General features: G+C 61.6%; 23 protein-coding genes and 1 tRNA gene. 11 read left to right on the top strand and 13 right to left on the bottom strand.

What is annotated here, in order from left to right; translation table 11 throughout:
- Positions 1–12: 12 nt before the first annotated feature.
- The 8 genes from KJP28_RS10565 to pdxH all read right to left on the bottom strand — a co-directional run bounded on the left by KJP28_RS10565 (position 13) and on the right by pdxH (position 8040).
- On the bottom strand, positions 13–300 hold the full coding sequence (locus tag KJP28_RS10565) for a hypothetical protein (protein WP_218392505.1): 288 nt from the start codon (positions 298–300) through the stop codon (positions 13–15).
- Positions 301–849: an ImmA/IrrE family metallo-endopeptidase gene (locus tag KJP28_RS10560; protein ID WP_218392504.1), complete on the bottom strand. Its 549-nt coding sequence runs from the start codon at positions 847–849 to the stop codon at positions 301–303.
- Positions 850–863: 14 nt separating this feature from the next.
- Positions 864–4565 (bottom strand): vitamin B12-dependent ribonucleotide reductase, encoded by a 3702-nt coding sequence (locus KJP28_RS10555; protein WP_218392503.1) that lies wholly within the window; start codon positions 4563–4565, stop codon positions 864–866.
- A 620-nt stretch (positions 4566–5185) separates the two neighbouring features.
- Positions 5186–6052: a DUF8021 domain-containing protein gene (locus KJP28_RS10550; protein WP_218392502.1), complete on the bottom strand. Its 867-nt coding sequence runs from the start codon at positions 6050–6052 to the stop codon at positions 5186–5188.
- Between the two features lie 122 nt (positions 6053–6174).
- Positions 6175–6251, bottom strand: a tRNA-Pro gene (locus KJP28_RS10545).
- A gap of 41 nt (positions 6252–6292) precedes the next feature.
- Positions 6293–6766 (bottom strand): DUF192 domain-containing protein, encoded by a 474-nt coding sequence (locus KJP28_RS10540; protein WP_218392501.1) that lies wholly within the window; start codon positions 6764–6766, stop codon positions 6293–6295.
- A 1-nt stretch (position 6767) separates the two neighbouring features.
- On the bottom strand, positions 6768–7313 hold the full coding sequence (locus KJP28_RS10535) for a cold-shock protein (RefSeq protein ID WP_218392500.1): 546 nt from the start codon (positions 7311–7313) through the stop codon (positions 6768–6770).
- Between the two features lie 121 nt (positions 7314–7434).
- Positions 7435–8040, bottom strand: a complete 606-nt coding sequence (gene pdxH / locus KJP28_RS10530) for a pyridoxamine 5'-phosphate oxidase (RefSeq protein ID WP_218392499.1) — start codon at positions 8038–8040, stop codon at positions 7435–7437.
- 119 nt (positions 8041–8159) lie between these two features.
- Between pdxH and fabI the strand changes: the two genes are divergently transcribed.
- Both fabI and gpt read left to right on the top strand, forming a co-directional pair.
- A complete protein-coding gene (gene fabI, locus KJP28_RS10525) occupies positions 8160–8984 on the top strand; it encodes an enoyl-ACP reductase FabI (RefSeq protein WP_218392498.1) in 825 nt (274 codons plus the stop codon).
- Positions 8981–9487 (top strand): xanthine phosphoribosyltransferase, encoded by a 507-nt coding sequence (gene gpt, locus KJP28_RS10520; protein WP_218392497.1) that lies wholly within the window; start codon positions 8981–8983, stop codon positions 9485–9487. Before fabI ends, gpt begins: the two co-directional genes overlap by 4 nt.
- Positions 9488–9649: 162 nt before the next feature.
- Here the strand turns inward: gpt and KJP28_RS10515 are convergent, their stop codons facing one another.
- From KJP28_RS10515 to KJP28_RS10505, 3 genes are read right to left on the bottom strand one after another with little or no spacing between them, the layout of a single operon-like run.
- Entirely contained in the window at positions 9650–10171 is a 522-nt protein-coding gene (locus KJP28_RS10515) for a gamma carbonic anhydrase family protein (protein ID WP_218392496.1), read from the bottom strand.
- A complete protein-coding gene (gene gmk / locus KJP28_RS10510; RefSeq protein WP_218392495.1) occupies positions 10168–10809 on the bottom strand; it encodes a guanylate kinase in 642 nt (213 codons plus the stop codon). The genes KJP28_RS10515 and gmk overlap by 4 nt, the downstream gene beginning before the upstream one ends.
- Positions 10810–10819: 10 nt before the next feature.
- On the bottom strand, positions 10820–11740 hold the full coding sequence (locus tag KJP28_RS10505; RefSeq protein WP_255552295.1) for a YicC/YloC family endoribonuclease: 921 nt from the start codon (positions 11738–11740) through the stop codon (positions 10820–10822).
- Between the two features lie 162 nt (positions 11741–11902).
- On the opposite strand from KJP28_RS10505, the gene KJP28_RS10500 reads away from it, so the two are divergent.
- On the top strand, positions 11903–12607 hold the full coding sequence (locus tag KJP28_RS10500; RefSeq protein ID WP_218392494.1) for a PAS domain-containing protein: 705 nt from the start codon (positions 11903–11905) through the stop codon (positions 12605–12607).
- A 107-nt stretch (positions 12608–12714) separates the two neighbouring features.
- On the opposite strand, the gene KJP28_RS10495 is transcribed toward KJP28_RS10500, so the two are convergent.
- The gene (locus tag KJP28_RS10495; protein ID WP_218392493.1) at positions 12715–14085 is read right to left on the bottom strand and encodes a class II 3-deoxy-7-phosphoheptulonate synthase; all 1371 of its coding nucleotides are present in this window, start codon (positions 14083–14085) and stop codon (positions 12715–12717) included.
- A 200-nt stretch (positions 14086–14285) separates the two neighbouring features.
- On the opposite strand from KJP28_RS10495, the gene KJP28_RS10490 reads away from it, so the two are divergent.
- The 8 genes from KJP28_RS10490 to KJP28_RS10455 all read left to right on the top strand — a co-directional run bounded on the left by KJP28_RS10490 (position 14286) and on the right by KJP28_RS10455 (position 21579).
- Positions 14286–15284 carry a GlxA family transcriptional regulator gene (locus KJP28_RS10490; RefSeq protein WP_218392492.1) on the top strand — a complete coding sequence of 333 codons (999 nt, stop codon included), beginning with the start codon at positions 14286–14288 and terminating at the stop codon, positions 15282–15284.
- Positions 15285–15405: 121 nt separating this feature from the next.
- Positions 15406–16599 (top strand): ABC transporter substrate-binding protein, encoded by a 1194-nt coding sequence (locus KJP28_RS10485; protein ID WP_218392491.1) that lies wholly within the window; start codon positions 15406–15408, stop codon positions 16597–16599.
- Positions 16600–16689: 90 nt separating this feature from the next.
- Positions 16690–17472 (top strand): ABC transporter ATP-binding protein, encoded by a 783-nt coding sequence (locus tag KJP28_RS10480; RefSeq protein ID WP_218392490.1) that lies wholly within the window; start codon positions 16690–16692, stop codon positions 17470–17472.
- Positions 17469–18287, top strand: a complete 819-nt coding sequence (locus tag KJP28_RS10475) for an ABC transporter ATP-binding protein (protein WP_218392489.1) — start codon at positions 17469–17471, stop codon at positions 18285–18287. Before KJP28_RS10480 ends, KJP28_RS10475 begins: the two co-directional genes overlap by 4 nt.
- 1 nt (position 18288) lies before the next feature.
- Complete coding sequence (locus tag KJP28_RS10470) at positions 18289–18651, top strand: hypothetical protein (RefSeq protein ID WP_218392488.1); 363 nt, start codon at positions 18289–18291, stop codon at positions 18649–18651.
- Entirely contained in the window at positions 18651–19661 is a 1011-nt protein-coding gene (locus tag KJP28_RS10465; RefSeq protein WP_218392487.1) for a branched-chain amino acid ABC transporter permease, read from the top strand. The genes KJP28_RS10470 and KJP28_RS10465 overlap by 1 nt, the downstream gene beginning before the upstream one ends.
- On the top strand, positions 19658–20962 hold the full coding sequence (locus KJP28_RS10460) for a branched-chain amino acid ABC transporter permease (RefSeq protein ID WP_418887924.1): 1305 nt from the start codon (positions 19658–19660) through the stop codon (positions 20960–20962). Before KJP28_RS10465 ends, KJP28_RS10460 begins: the two co-directional genes overlap by 4 nt.
- A complete protein-coding gene (locus KJP28_RS10455) occupies positions 20959–21579 on the top strand; it encodes a nucleotidyltransferase family protein (RefSeq protein ID WP_218392486.1) in 621 nt (206 codons plus the stop codon). Before KJP28_RS10460 ends, KJP28_RS10455 begins: the two co-directional genes overlap by 4 nt.
- A gap of 31 nt (positions 21580–21610) precedes the next feature.
- Here the strand turns inward: KJP28_RS10455 and KJP28_RS10450 are convergent, their stop codons facing one another.
- On the bottom strand, positions 21611–22309 hold the full coding sequence (locus KJP28_RS10450; RefSeq protein WP_218392485.1) for a Hint domain-containing protein: 699 nt from the start codon (positions 22307–22309) through the stop codon (positions 21611–21613).
- Between the last annotated feature and the right edge of the window lie 438 nt (positions 22310–22747).

The raw sequence follows: 22747 nt of genomic DNA, 5'->3' as shown, positions 1-22747 counted from the left end.
AACTCTTCATCTTCAAGCGCGCTTGCTCTCGCGCACGTCCGGCACCTCTCCCAGCGTCAGGAAATAGGCCAGCCCGTGGGTCATATCGAACTCCCGCACGGTCATCGTGATCTCCTCGCCGCCCGTGCAGCGGAAGGTGACCGGGCCAGAGCTTTCCAGCCCGATCATCGCCGTCGGCACCCGGAACGACCCGGACCCGAAGGTCTCGCCGCCGCCCTGGGTAATCAGCACCCGGAGCTCCATCCGGTCGGTCTCCTGACCATCCACCAAGAAGCTGCCTGTGAAGTCCCGGATTTCCATTCAACGCATCCCCGACCGGATATATTTTCTCAAAGCGATACGTAGAACTCGTTCGGACACTCCGAAATGATGGCAAATTCGCTCTAGGTTTCCGCAATAAAACCCGTATGCAGCTTCTAGTGCGCCGTCACCAAAAAGCAGCACTTCGGCGAACTCGTTGGCTTCGCGTTCTTTAACGAGGTCCTCTTCCAAATAAAACTCAAACCCAGAAGCGTCGAACGCCATATCAGCCGCGAACGGATCGTTATGGTCCGCATGAAGGAGGAAGTGTCCGATCTCATGCAGAACTGCCCAGCGGCGAGCTTGCACGCTATGGCGCCGGTTTACCTCGATACAATAACCATTTGGGGAAAAGGCATCTTTCACCAAACGCCCGGTAGTCCCTTCAGGCATCTCAACTTGCTCAACGAAGAAACCTAACTTCTCTGCCAGTGCCTTTACTGAACGCGCTTTCCCATCAACCGCCGGATGAAGGTTGAAAGATCTTAAAGCGTCTCGGACGGTCCCATCGAGTGGGAGGCGCCGAAAAATATCGCGAAGGTTCTTCATACCATCAGCCCCGCTCAGCTACAGCCGCTCGTCGCGCCGCAGGTGTTGCACTTCATGCAGGTCCCGTTGCGCACCAGCGTGTAGTTGCCGCAGTCACCGCAAGGATCGCCCTCGTAGCCCTGCATCTTCGCCTTGGCGCGGGCGTCCATCGTCATGACGGTCCCGGTCCCGAGCGAGGTCGCCGGTTCCGCCACGACCGTGCCGCCGGCCATGCCGCCGGCCGTCTCCGGCACCAGCGTGTTCAGCGCGCTGATCGGGTCGCCGCCGGTGCCGGTGGCTTCCATGCCGCCTTGCAGCACCACCAGTTCCTGCGGCAGACGCTTGCGGAGGTAGCCGGTCGAGGACACCTGCTTCAGCATCTCGAGCGAGCGGGAGGCGGCGGTTTCCGACATTTCCTGCACATTGGCCACGCCCTCTTCCTGGCCCCGGCCCAGATCGTCGAAGGACGCGCCTTCGGGCTTCACATGGGCAAGGTCGGTGCGGTCGAGATAGGACACCGCCAGTTCGCGGAAGATGTAGTCGAGGATCGACGTCGCGTTCTTGATCGAGTCGTTGCCCTGCACCATGCCCGCGGGCTCGAACTTCGTGAAGGTGAAGGCATCCACGAATTCTTCCAGCGGCACACCGTATTGCAGCCCGACCGACACCGCGATGGCGAAGTTGTTCATCATCGCGCGGAAGCCAGCGCCTTCCTTGTGCATGTCGATGAAGATCTCGCCAAGGTTGCCGTCGGCATATTCCCCGGTGCGCAGGTAGACTTTGTGTCCGCCCACGATCGCCTTCTGGGTATAGCCCTTACGACGTTCCGGCATCTTCTCGCGTCCGGCGCGGGCGACTTCCTTGATGACCACCTTTTCGATGATCTTCTCGGCAAGCACTTCGGCCTTCTGCTGATTGGTGCCGGTGGCGAGGATTTCCTCGGCCTCCTCGTCGTCCTCGACAAGCGCAGCGGCAAGCGGCTGGCTGAGCTTCGAGCCGTCACGGTAAAGCGCGTTGGCCTTCACACCCATCTCCCAGGACCGTTCGTAAGCCGCCTGGCAATCCTCGATGGTCGCATCGTTCGGCATGTTGATCGTCTTCGAGATCGCGCCGGAGATGAACGACTGCGCGGCGGCCATCATGTCGATGTGGCTGTTCACGCTGAGGAACCGTTTGCCCTTCTTCCCGCAGGGGTTGGCGCAATCGAAGATGTGGTAGTGTTCTTCCTTCAGGTGCGGCGCACCTTCCAGCGTCATCGTGCCAAGAACATGATCGTTCGCGGCGTCGATGTCGCCCTTGGAGAAGCCGAGATGCTTCAGAAGGTCGAAGGCCGGGTTGTTCAGTTCCGCATCGGTCAGGCCGAGGTCATTGCGGCAGAACTCCTCGCCGAGCGTCCACTGGTTGAACAAGAAGCGGATGTCGAAGGCCGAGGCCAGCCCCTGCTCCAGCTTCTCGATCTCGGCACGGCCGAAACCCTTGTTCATGAGCGTCTGGCTGTTGATCCCGGGCGCGTTCCCAAGGCTGCCATGACCGACCGCATAGGCGATGATCTCTTCGATCTGGGCCGACCCGTAGCCGAGCGTCTCGAGCGCGGCGGGAACCGAGCGGTTGATGATCTTGAAGTAACCGCCACCGGCCAGCTTCTTGAACTTCACCAGAGCGAAGTCCGGCTCGATCCCCGTCGTGTCGCAATCCATGACCAGCCCGATCGTGCCGGTCGGCGCGATGACCGAGACCTGAGCGTTGCGGTAGCCGTGCTTCTGCCCCAGCTCCAGCGCCTCGTCCCAGCTCGACATGGCCAGGTCGATGAGGTTGCGATCGGGGCAATTGGCATGATCCAGTGCCACCGGCTTCACGTCCAGCGCCTCGTAACCTTCGGTCGCGCCATAGGCGGCCGTGCGGTGATTGCGGATGACACGAAGCATATGCTCGGCATTCCGAGCGTAGCCCGGGAACGTGCCCAGCTCGCCGGCCATTTCGGCGGAGGTGGCATAGGACACGCCGGTCATGATCGCGGTGAGAGCACCGGTCAGCGCCCGACCCTCTTTCGAGTCGTAGCCCAGCCCCATGTTCATCAGCAGCCCGCCGATGTTGGCATAACCCAGACCCAGCGTGCGGAAGTCGTAGCTCAGCTGCGCGATTTCCTTCGACGGGAACTGCGCCATGAGCACCGAGATTTCCAGCGTCACGGTCCAGAGCCGCGTCGCGTGCATGTAATCCGCCGCCTGGAATTCCCCATCCTTGTAGAAGGTCAGGAGGTTCATCGAAGCGAGGTTACAGGCCGTGTCGTCGAGGAACATGTATTCCGAGCACGGGTTCGAGCCACGGATCTGCCCGTCTTCCGGGCAGGTGTGCCAGGCGTTGATCGTGTCGTGATACTGGATGCCCGGATCGGCACAGGCCCAGGCCGCGTGGCCGATCTGTTCCCACAGGTCACGCGCCTTGATCGTCTTGGCCACCTTGCCGTCGGTCCGGCGCAGAAGCTCCCAGTCGGCGTCATCCTTGACGGCCTGAAGGAACGCGTCTGTCACACGCACCGAGTTGTTCGAGTTCTGGCCCGACACGGTGCCGTAGGCTTCGCTGTCCCAGTCGGTGTCATAGGTCGGGAATTCGATCGAGGTGAAGCCCTGCCGCGCATAATCCAGCACGCGCTTGATATAGGTCTCGGGGATCGCGACCTTCTTGGCGGCGCGCACGGCGTCTTTCAGCTGCGGGTTCACCTTGGGGTCGGTGGCTTTCTCGATCTCGCCGTCGAAACCCTGAATGGCCGAGAAGATGTCGTTCAGATGCGCTTCGTGCATCTTGGAGCCTGCGACGAGGCTCGCGACCTTCTGCTCTTCCTTGACCTTCCAGTTGATGTATTCCTCGATATCCGGGTGATCGGCATCGACGATGACCATCTTGGCCGCGCGGCGCGTCGTGCCGCCCGACTTGATCGCGCCGGCCGCCCGGTCACCGATCTTGAGGAAGCCCATCAGCCCCGACGACTTGCCGCCGCCCGACAGCGGCTCGTTGGCCGCCCGCAGGTGCGAGAAGTTGGTGCCGGTGCCGGAGCCGTATTTGAACAGACGCGCCTCGCGGACCCAGAGGTCCATGATGCCGCCGTCGCCCACGAGATCGTCACCGATCCCCTGAATGAAGCAGGCATGGGGCTGCGGGTGCTCATAGGCCGAGGAGGATTTGGTCAGCTCGCCCGACACGTGATCGACGTAGTAGTGACCCTGGCTCGGGCCGTCGATGCCATAGGCCCAGTGCAGACCGGTGTTGAACCATTGCGGCGAATTCGGCGCGGCCATCTGTTTGGCCAGCATGAACCGCATCTCGTCGAAATAGGCGCGCGCATCTTCCTCGGTGGTGAAATAGCCACCTTTCCAGCCCCAATAGGTCCAGGCGCCGGCAAGCCGGTCGAACACTTGCTTGGACGAGGTTTCACCGACGATCCGCTGATCCTCGTCGAGAGTGTCGAGCACCTTGTCGTCCGGCACGCTGCGCCACAGGAACTCGGGAACGCCGTCTTCCTTGACCGGCTTCAGAGCCGCGGGAACGCCCGCCTTGCGGAAATACTTCTGCGCGATCACGTCCGAGGCGACCTGGCTCCAGCCCTCCGGCACTTCCACGTTGTCGAGTTTGAACACGATGGTCCCGTCCGGGTTGCGGATCTCGGATTTCGTGGTGGTGAAGGTAATCGCGTCGTAAGCGTCCTTGCCGGCTTCGGTGAATTTGCGCTCGATTTTCATTGCGGCCCCTGCTGCGTTCTCAATGTCATCACTCGATGTGGATCGGTGCACTTGCCGGATCCACGGCTCAAAAGAGGGTCGGTTCGGTAGATTGAGGACAACAACGCCTCGTGCCGCACCCATGACGGGGCGACAAAAGAAGCCTAGGCCCAACGTGGAACCTGGTTTTCAGCTTGAGCTGTCCCTACCTGCTGACGACCACTATATCTTGTGGCTTTCCGACCAGCACAAACAAATTGGCGTAGGGAGCCCGATTGGTCAACGCCATTTAAGTCCCCATTAACCACATTTTTCGGTTGACCGGCACGGGCCGGGATTCGGGACTTATCCACAGGGTGTGGACCCCGGCGAAGAACCGCCGGTTTTTCAGTGCGTTCGCCTTCAGGACTGCCCGAAAGGATGAGCCGCGACTCGGCGAGATCGGCATACGACCGAGTATGGCACGAGAGACACAGGCAAATGCCGAATGTTCGATTCTGCATCGAATCGCACAAGTTTCGCGCGGTTCAGGCACCGCATATATGGGAAGTGAACTGTCTCGGACACTATATATGGGGCGTGTCAAAAAACAGATTCGTTTCGGCCCGACATCTGAGTCGAGCCGGAACCGCGGGCGACGGCTACTCGCCCGACCAGTCGATCACTTTCTCGAATTCCAGGTCGCGCATCGTCGCCTCGATCTGTTGGACCTGGTCATCGGCCACCTTGAACGCCTCGAACAGGTACAGCGACCGGGGGTCATAATGGCGCACCGTCGTCTCGCCATTGCGCGTGCGCTCGATGTCGGCCTCCGGGATCTGGAACATCACGATCGCGACGACCACGCCGCGCTCCTCGTCGATGATCGGGAAACGCCGTTGCTCGACACGCGGAATATAGGCGAAGAGCCCCAGCGAATTGCAATGCATGTCCGGGAAGCGTTCCGAATGGGTCATCTGGATACCGTTCTCCACCCGATTGCAGTCCTCGGCCACCGGCAGCGCCGAGCCGTCCGTCATCTCGATCCCGTCGAAATAGGTATTGGCAAGTTCCACCATGCGCTCCGGCGTCGCCCGGCGCCCTTCAGGAACCACCTCGTCGAACTGCGCATCCGTCGCCAACGGGATCTCGCGTGGAAAAAGCGATGCCTCGCCGTCCCGCGTGACCATCCATTCCATCTCGGTCGCGGCGCCGTCCTCGACCTTCGCTCGAAGACCGAAGATCGCAGGCGCGCCGTCCGCCCCCGTCCCTGTCCCGACAACCATCACCTGCCCCCGATCCGCATCGGCATAAGCGTTGTGGACGACAATATCGCTCGCCCCAGCGCCCCAGGTCGCACCGGCCTCGACCACGTCGCCGTTCTCGGTGATCCGCGCACCGCCGGCGTCCCCTCCCGCCGCAAGCATCGTCGCGGTCTCGATCAGACAAGCCCGGTCGCACGCCATCGCCGCAATTGCGGAGTGGGTCACAAACACGAAGGGCACCAGCCCCCCAACAAGATATCGCATGAAGAATCCTCCCAGATTATAGTTCATAGTGGAAACCATTATGCACGATAATCGAAAGAACGGGACTCATTTCAACGCCCGCCGTAATGCAGCGGGAAATGACGTTCAGGAGGTGCTGGGAATGGTCGGGGCGGCGAGATTCGAACTCACGACCTTCTGTACCCAAAACAGACGCGCTACCAGGCTGCGCTACGCCCCGACGGCGGTCTCAATACCCACAGCCAGATGATTTGAAAAGCCCTATTGCGTGTCGCAGGACCACGCGGCGTTTTCACCATCAAAAAACGGGTGGCGCATCTCGTCCCCGGCGTCGATTCCGATCGCCTCGGCCATACCGCCGCGGATCTCGAGAACGGCGATGACCCCGGTGCCGCCACTGATCCCGGTCAGGTCGCCGGGCACGGCCTCGGAGTGAACATGTTGCACCATCCCATCCGGATCGACGAATATCATGTCCAGTGGGATCAACGTGTTCTTCATCCAGAACGCAGGCGATCCTGCGGATTCATAAAGAAACAGCATGCCGCGAGACGCCCCGAGGCTCTCGCGAAACATTAACCCTTGTGCGCGTTCTTCGACGTCGTCGGCAATTTCCACGGTGAACCGCGCCGAGCCGAAATCACCCCGAATGTCGACCCTGTCTTCGCGACACTCGGCTTGCGCAGCCAAGGGTAAGGACAGGGCCAGAGCCGCGATTGCACAGATGCGCTTCATGTCAGGCCTCTTCTGAGAAGGAAGGATCTGATGCAGCATCCCACGCCGTGACCAAAAGCGCCATACGTCCGCGGTCGCCCATCACGGTCCTCATCCCGATCGCTTCGCCCGGCTGTAAATCGGCAAGCCCGGACCGCCGAAGCACCTCGACATGGATGAAGACGTCCTCCGCATCGCCGAACACGTTGGCGAAACCGAAGCCTTTGCTCTTGTCGAACCATTTCACACGTGCAGGCACCAGCGGACCGGCGCTGTCGAGGTCGAAGTCTTCCTGAAAGCTGTGCAAGGGCTCGTCGTCCGGTTCCGGCGCCGAGATCGAAAGCACTTCGATAGCCTGGTATCCCCTCGGAGTTTCCTGCACGACGATGGAAATCCCGGCACGGTCAGCGACCGAACCCTGACCGAAGTTGCGAAGCACATTCGCATGAAGAAGAATGTCCGGCCCGCCGCTCTCCGCAACCACAAAACCGTAGCCCTTGGCGGGATCGAACCACTTCACGAACCCACTCAGAACCTTGCGATCCTGAGGGTCGTCGTCATCGTTCATTCGGACCACCTGTGTTGTCCACATCCCCATATTTATCATGGCCCATTGTACCCGCCAGAACAAGCGTCCCTATACTAACTTTTGGATAGGTCGTGCCCATTTTAGGCCGAGTTTCCTAGACTTACGGATTTAGTCGGAGAATGGACCAATCTTCATCAAGAGCCGCGCGACGCCATTGAAAGCGGTCATGAAGCCTGAATGCGCCGTCCGCCCAGAACTCGATTTCGAGCGGTGAAAGGCGGTATCCGCCCCAGAACGGCGGCCTGTCGGGATGGGTGCCGTGCTGGGCCGTGACCTTGGCCACCTCGGCCATCAGAGCGCCGCGGCTCTCCAACGGTTCGCTCTGGCGCGATGCCCAGGCCCCCAACCGGCTCTTGAGTGAGCGCGACGCATAGTATTCGTTTGCCTCCGGCCCGTCGAAGCGCGACACGATCCCGCGCACCCGCACCTGGCGGCGCAGGCTTTTCCAATGCATCACGAATGCGGCTTTCCCGGCCCCGTCGATCTCTCGCGCCTTGGCCGATCCGTAATTCGTATAGAAAACAAAGGCATCGGCGGTGACTTCTTTCAGAAGCACCATGCGCGCGTTGGGCAAACCATCGGCATCGACCGTGGACAACGCGATTGCATTGGCGTCATTCGGTTCGCTCGCTTCCGCTTCCGCCATCCATTCGCGCACAAGCGCAAAGGGATCGTCACCTGCGAAAATACCACTCCGGTCACTCATGCGACTGCTTCCCCACGTGCACAAACCTTGTTCAGCCCGCCTGCGACGCAGGCTTGAAGCCGCCACGTCAATCTCATAAACCGGGCCAATACGAAAGTCGATGGGACGGGGAAACAGGCATGTCCAACGGGTTGATGCAAGGCAAGCGCGGCTTGATCATGGGGCTGGCGAACGACAAGTCGATCGCCTGGGGCATCGCGCAGGCATGCCATGAGGCAGGCGCGGAACTGGCGTTCTCTTACCAGGGCGACATGATGAAAAAGCGGGTTCTGCCGCTGGCCGAACAGCTGGGGTCGCAATTCGTCATCCCCTGCGACGTAATGGACGAAGCCTCCACCGACGCCCTCTTCGCGACGCTCGAGAAAGAATGGGGCAGCCTCGATTTCGTCGTCCACGCCATCGGCTTTTCCGACAAGTCCGAATTGCGTGGCCGCTACGTCGATACCAGCCGCGAGAACTTCAAGAACACGATGGACGTGTCGGTCTATTCCTTCACCTCCGTCGCCCGCCGCGCCGCGGCTCTCATGCCGAACGGCGGCGCGATGCTGACGCTCACCTATTACGGCGCCGAGCAAGTCATGCCGCATTACAACGTTATGGGTGTCGCCAAGGCCGCGCTGGAGGCCTCCGTGCGCTACCTCGCCGAAGACCTCGGCAAGGACGGCATCCGCGTCAACTCGATCTCCGCGGGGCCGATCAAGACGCTGGCCGCCTCCGGCATCGGCGATTTCCGCTACATCCTGAAATGGAACGAAATGAACTCGCCGCTCCGGCGCAACGTGACCATTCAGGACGTTGGCAAATCCGCGCTCTATCTCCTCTCCGATCTCGGCTCCGGCGTGACCGGCGAGACGCATCACGTCGACGCGGGCTACCACGTCGTCGGGATGAAAGCCGTGGACGCGCCGGACATCGACCTCGTCACGGGACGGAAAGAAGAATGACCGACAATCGCCTGCCCCACGAAAAAGGCTTCCACGTCAGCTGGGACCAGATCCATCGCGACAGCCGCGCGCTCGCATGGCGGCTCGACGGGCAAGGCCCGGACGATGGAAGCTGGCGCGCCGTCGTGGCGATCACACGCGGCGGGCTTGCACCGGCGATGATCGTGGCCCGCGAACTCGACATTCGCATGGTCGATACGATCAGCGTGAAGAGCTACAACCACCAGACGCAGTCAGAACCCGTGGTCATCAAGTCACCGGACATGGAGGTGATCGGAGACGGCACCGGCGTTCTGGTCGTCGACGACCTCGTGGATACCGGCAGGACCCTGGAAGTCGTGCGCAACCTCATGCCAAAGGCGCATTTCGCGACCGTCTATGCCAAGCCCAAGGGCAAGCCAATGGTCCAGAGCTACATCACCGAGGTCAGCCAGGACACGTGGATCTTCTTTCCGTGGGACATGGCGCTTCAGTATGTCGAGCCCTATCGCGGCACCGACTGACCCCGCTCCGGTACACGAAATATGACGACAGCGTGCGGTGGCGTTAGCACATTCTGCGCCGTTCGCCGCACCGACGCTTTGCCATACGCGATCCATACGTCTTCCATACGTGATACATATGTGTCGAAAACGGCCTCCGACCCCGGTTAATCCGGCGTTCGCCTAACCGATCTGCTTGAGCCCGTTGCGGAACCGGCGCGCGTTTTCCTGATAATGCAGCGCCGAGGCGATCAGGGCCTGTTTCGCCTGATCGTCCAATTCCCGCACCACCTTCCCCGGCGCGCCCATGACAAGGCTCCCGTCCGGCATCTCTTTCCCTTCCGTCACCAGCGCGCCGGCCCCGATCAGGCAACCCTTGCCGATCACCGCCCCGTTCAAAACCGTCGCCCCCATCCCGATGAGGCTCCCGTCGCCCACAGTGCAACCGTGTAGCATGGCCTTGTGCCCGACCGTCACATTCTCACCGAGCGTCAACGGGAAGCCCATATCCGTGTGAAACACGCAGTTTTCCTGAACATTCGTGCCGCGTCCGACCGTCAGCATCTCATTGTCACCGCGCAGCGTGCACCCGAACCAGACAGAGCTTTCCGGCCCCAGCATCACCTTGCCGATGATATTCGCATCCGGGGCCACCCAGGCGCTGTCGTCGATCACCGGATTATGGCCGTCGAGTTCATAAATCATGTGCTCTCCTCGTCGAATTCTGCCTGAAGCGACCGGATGAAGGGGAAAAGGTCCGGCTGCTGTGCCTGCCGCAATCTTTCGGCCTCTACGATGGTCTTGAGCTTATCGAACGTCGTGTCGAGATCGTCGTTCACAAGGACATAATCGTAGCCATGCCAATGGCTTATCTCGTCCCAGCTTTTCAGCATCCGCTTCGAGATCGTATCCTCGGTGTCCTTCGCGCGGCTCACCAATCGCCGCCGCAACTCCGCAATGGAAGGCGGCAATACGAAGATCGACAGCACATGGTCGCGCAGCGCCGAATGCTTGATCTGCTCGGCGCCCTGCCAGTCGATGTCGAACAGAACATCTCGCCCGGCCTCGATCGCCTCGCGCACCGGCGCTTCGGGCGAGCCATAGAAATTGCCGAAAACATGCGCGTGTTCGAGCATCTCTCCGTCCTGCACGAGGCGTTTGAACCCGGCCTCGTCCATGAACCGGTAATCCACCCCGTCCACCTCGCCGTCGCGCGGCGCACGCGTCGTGGCCGAGACCGAGAAGCTCAACGTCGGGTCCCAATCCATCAGCCGATGCGCCAGCGTGGATTTGCCTGCGCCCGAGGGCGAAGACAGGATGATAAGAAGCCCGCGTCGTTTCATGGCCTTGTTCCTACTCGATATTCTGGACCTGCTCACGCATCTGGTCGATCAGGGTTTTGAGGTCCAGACCGATCCGCGTCAACGGCTGAAATCCTGCCTTGGAGCACAGCGTATTGGCCTCGCGATTGAATTCCTGCATCAGGAAATCGAGCTTGCGGCCACGCGGTTCATCCCCGGTCATGAGGCTGCGCGCCTGTGCGACATGGGCCGTCAATCGATCCAACTCCTCGCGCACGTCCGACTTCACGGCGATCAGGGCAAGCTCCTGCTCGATCCGGTCGCCGTCGATCCCGTCCGTGTTCTCCATCACACGGGCCATCGCGCCGCGCATCGCCTCGGCTTGCGCCGCGCTGCGCTCGGACAGGAGCGCTTCGGCCTCGGCGACAAGCGCTTCGATCTGGTCCAGTTGCCCACTGAGAATCTGGATCAGCGCCACGCCTTCATGCGCGCGCATCGCGTTGAAATCTGCCAGAAGCGCCGGGAGTTCGCCTGTTAAAGCTTTCATAAGCGGTCCGGTGTCATCCTCCACCTGCGCGTTTTGCAACACGCCCCGCATCGTCGCGATATCCACCGCGTTCGGCACGGCAAGCTCTAGACCGACCTGCCCGGCCCGCGCCTGTATCTCGCCAAGCGTGGACAGCACCTCGTCCAGCGTTGCCACATTCAGGGCCAGCCCGGCCTCATCGGTGTCGCGGGTGACGCGCAGGGACAGAGTGACGTTCCCACGCGCGACTGCCGAGCCGATGGCTTTGCGCACGGCGGGTTCCAGGCCTTCGATCCAATCGGGGACGCGGAGCCTTATATCAAGGCCCTTCGCGTTGACCGAGCGGATGTCCCACGACCAGCTCCACGGCGCGAGCGCGCCCTTGGCTGCGGCGAAACCGGTCATTGATTTCGGAGTGCTTTCGGTCGCCTTGGCGTTCACTGACATTAACCCTTTCTTCAGATTTTGCCCCATTTCGGGCAAAAATGTGGCAGATTAAGGCATCGGTAACAAACGCCGACCATTCGTTAACAGAGCCGTCGCACCGGGGCAACAAAGCGGCGGTAGCTCTGCCGGCAGCGGTTCGGACGATGCGATGAGGGGAACATTATGAAGATCGAGTATATGAAAGGTACGAATGTCATTTCGATCACGCCGATCCGGGATCAGCTGAATTTCCCGTCCATCCGCCGAGTCGAGGCCTATTGGGAAGGTCTGCGCAACGGCCGCCTGATGCCCGCCCGTCGCGAGGTCGATCCGCGGGGGATATCCGACGTGCTCGAATTCGCCTTCGTGCTCGAAAAAATCGCGCCGGGCGTCGCGCGGTTCCGGCTCGCCGGGATGCACCTCAACGATCTGATGGGCATGGAAGTGCGTGGTATGCCGATCACCGCGATGTTCCTGCCCGAAGCGCGACGCGACCTGAAGACCCTGCTGGAAACGGTGCTGGAAAGCCCCGCCAAGGTGAAAGTGACGCTGGATTCCGACCACGGGCTCACCCGCCCGAAACTTGAGGCGCAGATGGTGCTGCTGCCGCTGAAAGATGAACAGGGCCGACCCACGCGCGTTTTCGGGGCTTTGCAGGCGAAAGGCAAGATCGGGCGCGGCCCGCGTCGGTTCAGAATACAATCCAAAGAGATCGACCCGATCCTCGGAGACGAACCGCCCCTCTACGCCGGGTTTGCCGATGCATCCGCGCCGAAGCACAAGGCCGAATTGGCGGAGCGCCAAGCGGCATTCCAAGGGAAGTCCGACGATGACGGCGGCTTTCTCCGGCTGGTCCATGACGCGGACAAAGACGCGCGTCGGGACTGAACTATACACTTAGTTACAGAAGGTTAGCCGATAATTCTTCTGTGACTCCTCAATAAAAAAAACCCCGGCACAAGACCGGGGTTTTCCACGTGATCGTGTCGCGTTCGTCAGGCTGATGCCACCGCCTGGTCGCGCCGCCCGTTGTTCGACAATTCCTCGGCCACGAGGAACGCCAATTCAAGCGATTGCGACGCGTTCAGACGCGGGTCGCAAGCGGTGTGGTAGCGATCGGAAAGATCCTCGTCCGTCACCGCCCGGACACCGCCGGTGCATTCGGTGACGTCTTGGCCTGTCATCTCGAAATGCACGCCGCCCGGGATTGTCCCATGCTCGCGGTGCACCGCGAAGAACTCCTGCACTTCCGACAGCACCTGATTGAAGGGCCGGGTCTTGTAACCGGATTCCGACTTGATCGTGTTGCCGTGCATCGGGTCGCAGGACCAGACCACGTTGGCGCCCTCGGCCTGAACTGTCTCGATCAGGCGCGGAAGATGCTCGGCCACCTTGCCCGCTCCGAACCGCGCGATCAGCGTCAGGCGGCCCGCGTCGTTGTTGGGGTTGAGCTTGTTCATCAGGACCTTGAGGTCCTCCGGCGTGGTCGTCGGCCCGCATTTCAACCCGATCGGGTTGATCACGCCACGGGCGAATTCCACATGCGCACCGTCCGGCTGCCGCGTGCGGTCGCCGATCCAGATCATGTGACCCGAGCCCGCGACCCACTGGCCGGAGGTGGAATCGAGACGCGCAAGTGCCTCTTCGTATTCCAGCAGAAGCGCTTCGTGGGAGGTGTAGAAATCCACAGTGGAGAGTTCGTGGTTCACGTCAGACGTCAGGCCCGCGGCACCCATGAAGTCGAGCGCATCCTGGATACGGTTCGCCATATCCCGATACTTCTCGGCTTCATCGCTTTCCGTGAACCCCAGTGTCCAGGCGTGGACCCGGTGAATATCTGCGAAACCGCCCGTCGAAAACGCCCGCACGAGGTTCAGCGTCGCCGCCGACTGTGTATAGGCGTGCAGCATCTTCTGCGGGTTCGGGACGCGCGACGTTTCCGTGAAATCGAGGTCGTTGATGATGTCGCCCCGGTAGCTCGGGAGCTCGACGCCCTGAACCGTTTCGGTCGGGGCCGAGCGCGGCTTTGCGAATTGCCCGGCCATGCGGCCCACCTTCACCACCGGCACTTTCGCGCCATAGGTCAGGACCATCGCCATCTGAAGCATGACCTTGAACGTGTCACGGATGTTGTCGGCCGAGAATTCTGCGAAGCTCTCAGCGCAGTCGCCGCCCTGAAGCAGGAAGGCCTCACCACGCGATGCCGCAGCCAGCTCAGCGCGCAGACGGCGGGCTTCCCCGGCGAAGACCAGCGGCGGATATTTGGAAAGCTGCGCCTCGACCTCGGCCAGTGCGGCCTGATCCGTGTAGTCGGGCATCTGAACGCGCGGCTTTTCGCGCCATGCTGACTTGTTCCAATCCGTCATCGTCTCGCTCCATCCGGTCCACGGGTTCGCCCCGTGGTCTGCATCAAAGGTGTTAGCGGCAACACCCGTTGAAAATATCGGGTGTATACCGACGCCCCCGGCGAGTTGCAAAACAAAACCTCCGCGCTCTTGCCGCGCTGGTTCAAAAATGGTCCAAATGGACAATGCGGTGAAAGCCGGACGACAGTTCCAGACAACAGATGACGATGACCGAAAGACCCGACACGCCCAGGCAAAAGCGCTTTGTTTTCGTGATGCTGCCTGAGTTCACGCTCCTGAGTTTCGCAGGCGCGCTCGACGCTCTGCGGCTCGCCAATCGTCAGCTTGGTGTCGATGCCTATTCCTGGTCCCTCGTCGGCGAAGGCGGAGAGACGGCCAGCTGTTCAGCCGGCAGCACGGTGATCCTGGACGGCGATCTCGAGGAATTGCAGCACAATGACGTGGTCGTTCTCTGCGGTGGCACGAACATTTCCAAGGCGACCAGCCAGAAGCTCATTTCCTGGCTTCGCCGGGAAGCACGCCGGGGTGTAACCATCGCCGGCCTGTGCACGGCGGCCTATACACTCGCCAAGGCCGGTCTGCTCGACGAAAAACGCGCGACCATCCACTGGGAAAACCACGACGGCTTTCTCGAAGCTTTCCCGGAAGTGGACCTGACGAAGTCGATCTACGTGATTGACGGAAAGATCATCACGACCGCCGGCGGCACCGCTTCGATGGACCTGATGCTGGCGTTGATCGCTCGGGACCATGGGTCCGAAATCGCGAACGCCGTCGCAGATCAGCAAATCTACACCTCCATTCGCACGGATCGCGACACGCAGCGGCTTTCCGTGCCGACCCGCATCGGGGTACGCCATCCGAAGCTTTCGGCGGTCATTCAGAAGATGGAAACGCATATCGAAGAGCCGATCCGGCCTGCGGCTCTTGCTGCCGAGGTCGGGTTGTCGACGCGCCAGCTCGAGCGCCTGTTCCGCCGCTACATGAACAGATCGCCCAAGCGCTATTACATGGAGCTTCGGCTCGGGAGAGCGCGTAACCTGCTGATGCAGACCGACATGAACGTGATCAACGTAGCGCTTGCCTCGGGCTTCACGAGCCCTTCGCATTTCTCGAAATGCTACAGGGCGCAATACGGTTCGACCCCGTATCGGGAGCGCGGATCGCAGGGCGCGGAAGCGGACGAGACGACGGAATAGCCGCAGCTTCACGCGTGCTTGACCAAGGGTCAGCCGCACACCGGGGCGCTGCCCCTCTTTTCATTTGTAAAACCCACGTTACAGTGTCGGCAGGAACTTGTTCCAACATGGGAGAAAACCAATGAAAAAACTGCTTCTCGCAACCGCCGCGACCGCGCTTGTCGCTCCGGGAGCTTTCGCAGCAAGCCACTCTAGCGAAGTGAAGATCGGTGTGCTTCTGGGCTTCACCGGCCCGATCGAATCGCTCACCCCGATGATGTATGACAGCGCCGCGCTGGCGATGACGGAAGTGAACGAATCCGGCAACTTCCTTGAGGGTGTGACACTCGCACCGGTGCAGGCCGACACGACCTGTGTCGATGCCTCCGCCGCAACCGCCGCCGCCGAACAACTCGTCGCGGACGGTGTCGTGGCGATCGTGGGTGCGGCCTGTTCGGGGTCTTCGACCGCCGTGCTCGCCAACGTCGCGATGCCGAACGGTATTCCGATGATTTCGCCATCCTCGACTTCGCCCGCGCTTTCGACGGCCGAAGACAACGGCCTGTTCTTCCGCACCGCGCCGTCGGATGCCCGTCAGGGTGAAGTGCTCGCGCAGGTCCTGACGGACAAGGGCGTGACCTCGGTCGCCGTGACCTACACCAACAACGATTACGGCAAGGGCTTCTCCGATGCCTTCGCCGCTGCGTTCGAGGGCATGGGCGGCTCGATCACCACGACCGTTCCCCACGAAGATGGCAAGGGCGACTATTCGGCTGAAGTCGGTTCGCTCGCCTCCGCTGGTGGCGACGCGCTCGTCGTGCTCGGCTATGCCGACCAGGGCGGCAAGGGCGTAATCCAATCCTCGCTCGACACAGGCGCGTTCGACACGTTCGTGATGGGTGACGGCATGTATGCCGACGCGCTCCTTGCGGACCTTGGCGGCGACATGGAAGGCTCTTACGGCACCGTGCCGTGGTCGGAAGGCGAAGGCGCGGACGCGTTCAAAGCCATCACCGATGCGGCTGGCGTGAATGGCGAAAGCTCGTTCACCCGTGAAAGCTACGACGCAGCCGCGCTGCTCGCACTTGCGGCCATGAAGGGCGGCGAGGCAACTTCGGAAGCCATCGCAGCCAACATCATGGACGTGGCCAACGCTCCGGGCGAGCCGATCCTGCCGGGCGAGCTTGGCAAGGCGCTTCAGATCCTGGCGGATGGTGGCGAGATCGACTATGTCGGCGCGACCAACGTGGAACTCGTGGGACCGGGCGAGGCCGCTGGCTCCTACCGGGAATACGAGATCAAGGGCGGCGCTTACGAGACCGTCACTTTCCGCTGATCGCGGAGGGACAATCGAAATGGTCGCAGCCCGGAGTTCACCTCCGGGCTGCACCACATACGGCTTACGGACAGCCTTGGGGGACTACGCTTGATCACGGTTGAAGACCTGCACAAGCATTTCGGCGGCTTTCATGCCGTCGACGGCGCGAGCCTGACGATCGAGGCAGGCTCGATCACCGGCTTGATCGGCCCGAACGGGGCCGGAAAAACCACTCTTTTCAATGTCATCGCCGGGGTTCTTGAACCGACCTCCGGGCGCGTCTTCATGGACGGCGAGGACATTACCGGCCTGCCGCCACACACGCTTTTTCACAAAGGCCTGTTGCGCACGTTCCAGATTGCGCATGAGTTCGGGTCGATGACCTGCCGCGAGAACCTGATGATGGTTCCCGGCGATCAGGCGGGCGAACGGCTTTGGGACACGTGGTTCGGCCGCAAACGCATCGCCAACGAGGAACGCGCGCTCAAGGCCAAGGCCGACGAGGTGATGGAGTTCCTGACTATCGAACACATCGCCGATCTGCGCGCGGGTCAGGTGTCGGGCGGGCAGAAGAAGCTGCTCGAACTCGGACGCACGATGATGGTGGACGCCAAGATCGTCTTTCTCGACGAGGTCGGCGCGGGCGTGAACCGCACCCTGCTCTACACCATCGCCGACGCGATCAAGCGGTTGAACGAAGAGCGCGGATATACATTCGTCGTGATCGAGCACGACATGGATTTCATCGAGCGCCTGTGCGACCCGGTCATCTGCATGGCCGAGGGCGCGGTGCTCGCCGAAGGGACGCTGGCCGAGATCAAGGCCAACGAGCACGTGATCGAGGCGTATCTCGGCACTGGCTTGAAGAACAAGGAGCAGGTGGGCGGATGAGCGACCCCTATGGCGACCGCGGCAACAAGGACCGCTCCATCACAAGGTCCTCGACCTCTGAGCTGGTACCGGGGCCGCAACATGGCAAGGCAAGGCCCTCGCCCGGTGGACCGTTCCTGATCGGTGAGGCGATGACGGGCGGCTATGGCAATGGGCCGGACATCCTTCACGACTGCACGATCGCGGTGGATTCCGGCGAGATCGCCGTGATCGTCGGGCCGAACGGTGCCGGCAAGTCGACGGGCATGAAGGCGCTTTTCGGGATGCTCAACGTGCGTTCGGGCACCGTGCGGCTGGATGGTGAGGATATCACCGATCTCAGCCCGCAGGATCGCGTCAAGAAGGGCATGGGTTTCGTGCCCCAGACCCACAACATCTTCACCTCCATGACGGTGGAAGAGAACCTCGAGATGGGGGCGTTCATTCGCACCGACGACATCTCTGGCACCATGGCGCAGGTCTATGACCTGTTCCCGATCCTGAAGGAAAAGCGGTATCAGGCGGCGGGCGAGTTGTCCGGCGGGCAGCGACAGCAGGTCGCGGTTGGCCGTGCGCTGATGACCCGGCCCAAGGTTCTGATGCTGGACGAGCCGACCGCTGGCGTGTCGCCCATCGTGATGGACGAATTGTTCGACCGGATCATCGAGGTCGCGCGCACCGGGCTGCCCGTTCTGATGGTCGAACAGAACGCGCGTCAGGCGCTCGAGATCGCCGACAAGGGCTACGTGCTCGTGCAGGGCGCGAATGCGCATACCGGGACCGGCAAGGAGCTTCTGGCCGATCCCGAAGTGCGTCAGAGCTTTCTGGGGGGCTGACATGAAACGCACCCTGGCTCTCCCGCTCCTGATCCTCGCGCCGGCTTTCGCCCATGCCGAAGGTGCGCGCATGGAGCTTGTCTGCACCTCGGACGACGGCGCGTCGCTAACCTTCCTCTTCGCCCCGGTCGATCTGGATGACCTCGGGGCCGGACGCATCGAAGTGGGAGAGGCCGCATCGCGCGGATATGCGGGCGGCGCTTTCGGCCCATGGAGCTGGATCCATGATGACGTGGCGCATACGCTGATCGTCGATGGCAACGCAACAGATGACGGCGTTCCGATGCTGCTCCATTCGCTCGACACCAACACGACGCCCTACACGGCGACACGCACCGAACTTACCTGCGAGGCACCCACCTGATGGACGTCATCAACGCCATTGTCGCGCTCCTCAACTTCGTCATCATCCCGGCCACGGCCTATGGCAGCCAGCTTGCCCTCGGCGCGCTCGGCGTGACACTGATTTATGGTATCCTGCGGTTTTCGAACTTCGCGCATGGTGACACGATGGCCTTCGGCACGATGGCGACGATCCTGATCACCTGGGGCCTTCAGTCGATGGGGATCAGTTTCGGCGTGTTGCCAACGGCGCTTCTCGCCCTGCCCTTCGGGATCGCGATCACCGCGCTTCTCGTGCTCGGCACGGACAAGATCGTTTACGGTTATTACCGGCGCGTGAAAGCCAAGCCCATCGTGCTGGTCATGGCCTCGATCGGTGTGATGTTCGTGCTGAACGGCGTCGTTCGCCTGATTATCGGCCCCGGGGACCAGCGCTTTGCGGACGGCGAACGTTTCATCATAAACGCGCGTGCCTTCCGCGAATGGTCGGGGCTGGAGGAAGGGCTGGCGTTCAAGACGACGCAGGGCATCACGATCGTGACCGCTGCGATCGTCGTCGCCGCCCTGTTCTGGTTCCTCAACCGCACCCGTACCGGCAAATCCATGCGCGCCTATTCCGACAATGAAGATCTGGCGCTTTTGTCGGGTATCAACCCGGAGCGTGTCGTGATGATCACATGGATCATCGTGGCCGCGCTCGCCACCATCGCGGGCGTGCTGTACGGGCTCGACAAGTCGTTCAAACCCTTCACCTATTTCCAGCTTCTGCTGCCGATTTTCGCCTCGGCAATTGTCGGCGGGCTGGGGTCTCCGCTCGGGGCGATTGCGGGTGGTTTCGTAATCGCGTTTTCGGAGGTTTTCGTGACTTATGCGTGGAAGAAGGTGGTGACATATCTCGCGCCCGAGAGCCTTGAACCCTCCGGCTTGCTGCAGCTTCTTGGGACGGATTACAAATTCGCCGTGTCCTTCGCGATCCTCGTGATCGTGCTGCTGTTCAGACCCACGGGCCTCTTCAAAGGGAAATCGGTATGAGCATGAACTGGCGCAATATCTCGCTTTTCGCTCTCGTCGCCCTGCTGATCATCGGGACGGGGATGTTCCAGAGCTGGAACCTCGCGCTCGCGATCCTGAATATGGGTCTGGTCTCGGCGATCATGGCGCTCGGGGTGAACATGCAATGGGGCTACGCGGGCCTCTTCAACGTCGGGATCATGGGGTTCATCGCTTTGGGCGGACTTGGTGTGGTCGTGACGTCGATGCCGCCGGTCTCCGCGGCGTGGAGCGCTGCCGGGCGTGAGCTTGTCGCATCGCTTCTGCTGGGACTGGCTGTCATCATTCTCGCGGTGTTTTCCTACAAGCGGATGTCGCCCGGCAAGCTGCGCACGCTGGTCCTGATCGGAATTCTCGTGGTCGGGTTCTTCGCCTACCGCGCGGTGTTCGATCCGGCGGTGCAGAAGATCGAGGCGATCAATCCGGCCGCGACGGGATATCTCGGGGGGCTCGGGCTTCCGGTTCTGCTCGCCTGGCCGGTAGGCGGTGCCCTCGCCGCGGTTGCGGCCTGGGCGATCGGCAAGACCGCGTTGGGTCTGCGGTCCGATTACCTTGCGATCGCGACACTGGGGATCTCGGAGATCCTCGTCGCCATGCTCAAGAACGAGGATTGGCTGGCGCGGGGCGTGAAGAACGTGAACGGCCTGCCCCGCCCGGTGCCCTATGAAATCAGCCTCCAGCAGCGCGACAGCTTCGTGGCATGGGCGCAAAACTGGGGGGCCGACCCCGTGACCGCGTCGTCCATCGTCGTGAAACTCGGCTATGCCGGGCTTTTCCTCGTCGTGCTTCTGATCCTCATCGCCGCAAGCGAGGCCGCGCTCCGGTCGCCCTGGGGCCGGATGATGCGCGCGATCCGCGACAACGAAGTTGCCGCCGAGGCGATGGGCAAGGATGTCACGCGGCGCCATTTGCAGGTCTTCGTGCTCGGTTCGGCCGTCGTGGGGCTTGCCGGGGCGATGATGACGACGCTCGACGGTCAGTTGACGCCCGCGTCCTATCAACCGCTGCGCTATACCTTCCTCGTCTGGGTCATGGTGATTGTCGGCGGGTCCGGCAATAACTGGGGCGCGGTACTGGGCGGTTTCGTCATCTGGTTCTTCTGGGTGCAGGTCGAGCCGATGGGCCAGGCGCTCATGGGCTTCATCACGCTCGGGATGGAGGACGGATCGGCCCTCAAGGCCCACCTCCTGGATTCCGCTGCGCATATGCGTCTGCTTACCATGGGGCTCATCATGCTCCTTGTCCTCAGGTTCAGCCCGCGCGGGCTGATTCCCGAAAAATGACGCCGCTCGCTATCCCGGTTCTGATTCTTGCCGCGGGTGCGTCCACGCGGATGCGGGGCCGGGACAAGCTGCAAGAAGACGTGAGAGAGGGATATCCCCTGCTGCTCGACCGGGTGGACATGGCGCTCGGAACCGGTCAACCGGTTCTGGTCACGCTCCCTCCGCGTGAAACCTCGCCGGACCGATGGCGTCTGATCGAAGAACGGCCTGTCGCGGTCGTGGGCGTGCCCGATGCTGCGGAAGGCATGGCGCGGTCGATCGCATGTGGAGTCGATGCTCTGCCGGAGGGCGCGGTGGGCGTTCTTATCCTGCCCTCGGACATGCCCAACATAACGACGCAGGACATCAAGCACATGATCGCGGAATTCGACGGAGAACGCATCCTTCGTGCCACGACGGCGGACGGCGTGCATGGACACCCGGTGTTGTTCCCGTCGCGGGATTTCTCGGTGCTCCGGTCACTCGAAGGCGACGCGGGGGCGAAGTCGGTGTTGGATGCGAACGAGGATCGGCTCAAGCCTGTGCCCCTGCCCCACGACCATGCCAGACTGGACCTCGACACCCCGGAAGACTGGGCATCCTGGCGACAAGAGGCGGGCGCACCGCACACCCCCTAAGGCCGGTCGGGTACAGGTCGGGACGAAGGCGTCAGACCGCGTCGATCAGCCGGGCCTCGCCCGTGTTCAGGGACATGCGCGGCGCGATGTAATTGGCTTCACCGCTTTCGTAACGCAGGCGCGGAACGCATTCGGTGATCTCCTCCCATTCCGAGGGGAAACCGACGCGGATCGCCCACATCTCCGGCGAGAAGCTTTCCATCCATATCCCGTTCGCGCGGATCAGTTCATGGGTATCGAGAAGCACATGCTTGAACCGCATGACCGAGCGGAGCACGTAGTCGATGCCGGAAAGATGGGTTAGATCGCCGACACTGGCAATCACCTCGTCCGTGCCGAAATAGAGATCGTTCTTCGGATTTCGGACCAAGAGCCGATGGCCTGCGTTCAGGACGAGGTTCCCTGCCTCTGGATCGGTGCCCCATGCCCCGGCCTTGACGCGCACCGGGCCGCGCATGTGATCCGGCGCGTTCACATCGTCGTTTCTGTAGATCGACATGCTTTCGCCGACCCAACGGATCGTCGCATGTCCATTGTCGCGGGTCAGGACCTGCATACCCGCTTCGAGATCCTTCGCGAGCTTCGACCCCTGCGCCGTATCCACGACGGCAGACGGCGCCAAACCGGTGAGCGAGAACGTCGTCAGAAGCGATGAGCCGTTCTCGGTGGTTTCGAGACCGAGGCCGGGGTCGAGGTCACGATCGACGGCGGGAGAGCGGAAATGCAGCATGGCAGACGTCCAGACAGAAAACGTGGCAGACAAAAGAATTCATCTGAAACAAGCTACGGGGCAAAGGTGCCCGAAATATGAACTTTACCTTTAAAATCGTCACAGAGGTCCTGCGCGTAGCCCCTTGTTTTCCAAGTCCACGTGAGCGGTTGCCGCAAATTTGACAGATTTTGCCACATTGCCGCCTTCTTCTGAATGAGCGGACGCAGACCGCGGTGCGCTTTCCGCTGTGGGAACTCGCGGAAAAGAATCGCCTAATCTGCGATGAAAAGAAGGGCTTTGCCTGAACGGCCTCCGACAGGCGTGAACAATCGGCGCAACGGTGGCGATTGTTGAATGTGGCGAGACAATGGCATGAGCTCGCGGCGTTCTCCGTCTGAAAGCGCATGGCCGGCCAGTGTCGGCCTGAACGAAAACGACCTCCCGGATGAACCGGGA

This window comes from Maritimibacter dapengensis (assembly GCF_019218265.1).
Classification (GTDB): Bacteria; Pseudomonadota; Alphaproteobacteria; order Rhodobacterales; family Rhodobacteraceae; genus Maritimibacter; species Maritimibacter dapengensis.
The sequence above is the reverse complement of the archived record's forward strand: the minus strand, read 5'-3'. Positions and strand labels throughout refer to the sequence as shown.

Coding starts and splice junctions, on each gene's coding strand:
- KJP28_RS10565 (WP_218392505.1), bottom strand. CDS start 300: ATGGAAATCCGGGACTTCACAGGCAGCTTCTTGGTGGATGGTCAGGAG.
- KJP28_RS10560 (WP_218392504.1), bottom strand. CDS start 849: ATGAAGAACCTTCGCGATATTTTTCGGCGCCTCCCACTCGATGGGACC.
- KJP28_RS10555 (WP_218392503.1), bottom strand. CDS start 4,565: ATGAAAATCGAGCGCAAATTCACCGAAGCCGGCAAGGACGCTTACGAC.
- KJP28_RS10550 (WP_218392502.1), bottom strand. CDS start 6,052: ATGCGATATCTTGTTGGGGGGCTGGTGCCCTTCGTGTTTGTGACCCAC.
- KJP28_RS10540 (WP_218392501.1), bottom strand. CDS start 6,766: ATGAAGCGCATCTGTGCAATCGCGGCTCTGGCCCTGTCCTTACCCTTG.
- KJP28_RS10535 (WP_218392500.1), bottom strand. CDS start 7,313: ATGAACGATGACGACGACCCTCAGGATCGCAAGGTTCTGAGTGGGTTC.
- pdxH (WP_218392499.1), bottom strand. CDS start 8,040: ATGAGTGACCGGAGTGGTATTTTCGCAGGTGACGATCCCTTTGCGCTT.
- fabI (WP_218392498.1), top strand. CDS start 8,160: ATGTCCAACGGGTTGATGCAAGGCAAGCGCGGCTTGATCATGGGGCTG.
- gpt (WP_218392497.1), top strand. CDS start 8,981: ATGACCGACAATCGCCTGCCCCACGAAAAAGGCTTCCACGTCAGCTGG.
- KJP28_RS10515 (WP_218392496.1), bottom strand. CDS start 10,171: ATGATTTATGAACTCGACGGCCATAATCCGGTGATCGACGACAGCGCC.
- gmk (WP_218392495.1), bottom strand. CDS start 10,809: ATGAAACGACGCGGGCTTCTTATCATCCTGTCTTCGCCCTCGGGCGCA.
- KJP28_RS10505 (WP_255552295.1), bottom strand. CDS start 11,740: ATGTCAGTGAACGCCAAGGCGACCGAAAGCACTCCGAAATCAATGACC.
- KJP28_RS10500 (WP_218392494.1), top strand. CDS start 11,903: ATGAAGATCGAGTATATGAAAGGTACGAATGTCATTTCGATCACGCCG.
- KJP28_RS10495 (WP_218392493.1), bottom strand. CDS start 14,085: ATGACGGATTGGAACAAGTCAGCATGGCGCGAAAAGCCGCGCGTTCAG.
- KJP28_RS10490 (WP_218392492.1), top strand. CDS start 14,286: ATGACGATGACCGAAAGACCCGACACGCCCAGGCAAAAGCGCTTTGTT.
- KJP28_RS10485 (WP_218392491.1), top strand. CDS start 15,406: ATGAAAAAACTGCTTCTCGCAACCGCCGCGACCGCGCTTGTCGCTCCG.
- KJP28_RS10475 (WP_218392489.1), top strand. CDS start 17,469: ATGAGCGACCCCTATGGCGACCGCGGCAACAAGGACCGCTCCATCACA.
- KJP28_RS10470 (WP_218392488.1), top strand. CDS start 18,289: ATGAAACGCACCCTGGCTCTCCCGCTCCTGATCCTCGCGCCGGCTTTC.
- KJP28_RS10465 (WP_218392487.1), top strand. CDS start 18,651: ATGGACGTCATCAACGCCATTGTCGCGCTCCTCAACTTCGTCATCATC.
- KJP28_RS10460 (WP_418887924.1), top strand. CDS start 19,658: ATGAGCATGAACTGGCGCAATATCTCGCTTTTCGCTCTCGTCGCCCTG.
- KJP28_RS10455 (WP_218392486.1), top strand. CDS start 20,959: ATGACGCCGCTCGCTATCCCGGTTCTGATTCTTGCCGCGGGTGCGTCC.
- KJP28_RS10450 (WP_218392485.1), bottom strand. CDS start 22,309: ATGCTGCATTTCCGCTCTCCCGCCGTCGATCGTGACCTCGACCCCGGC.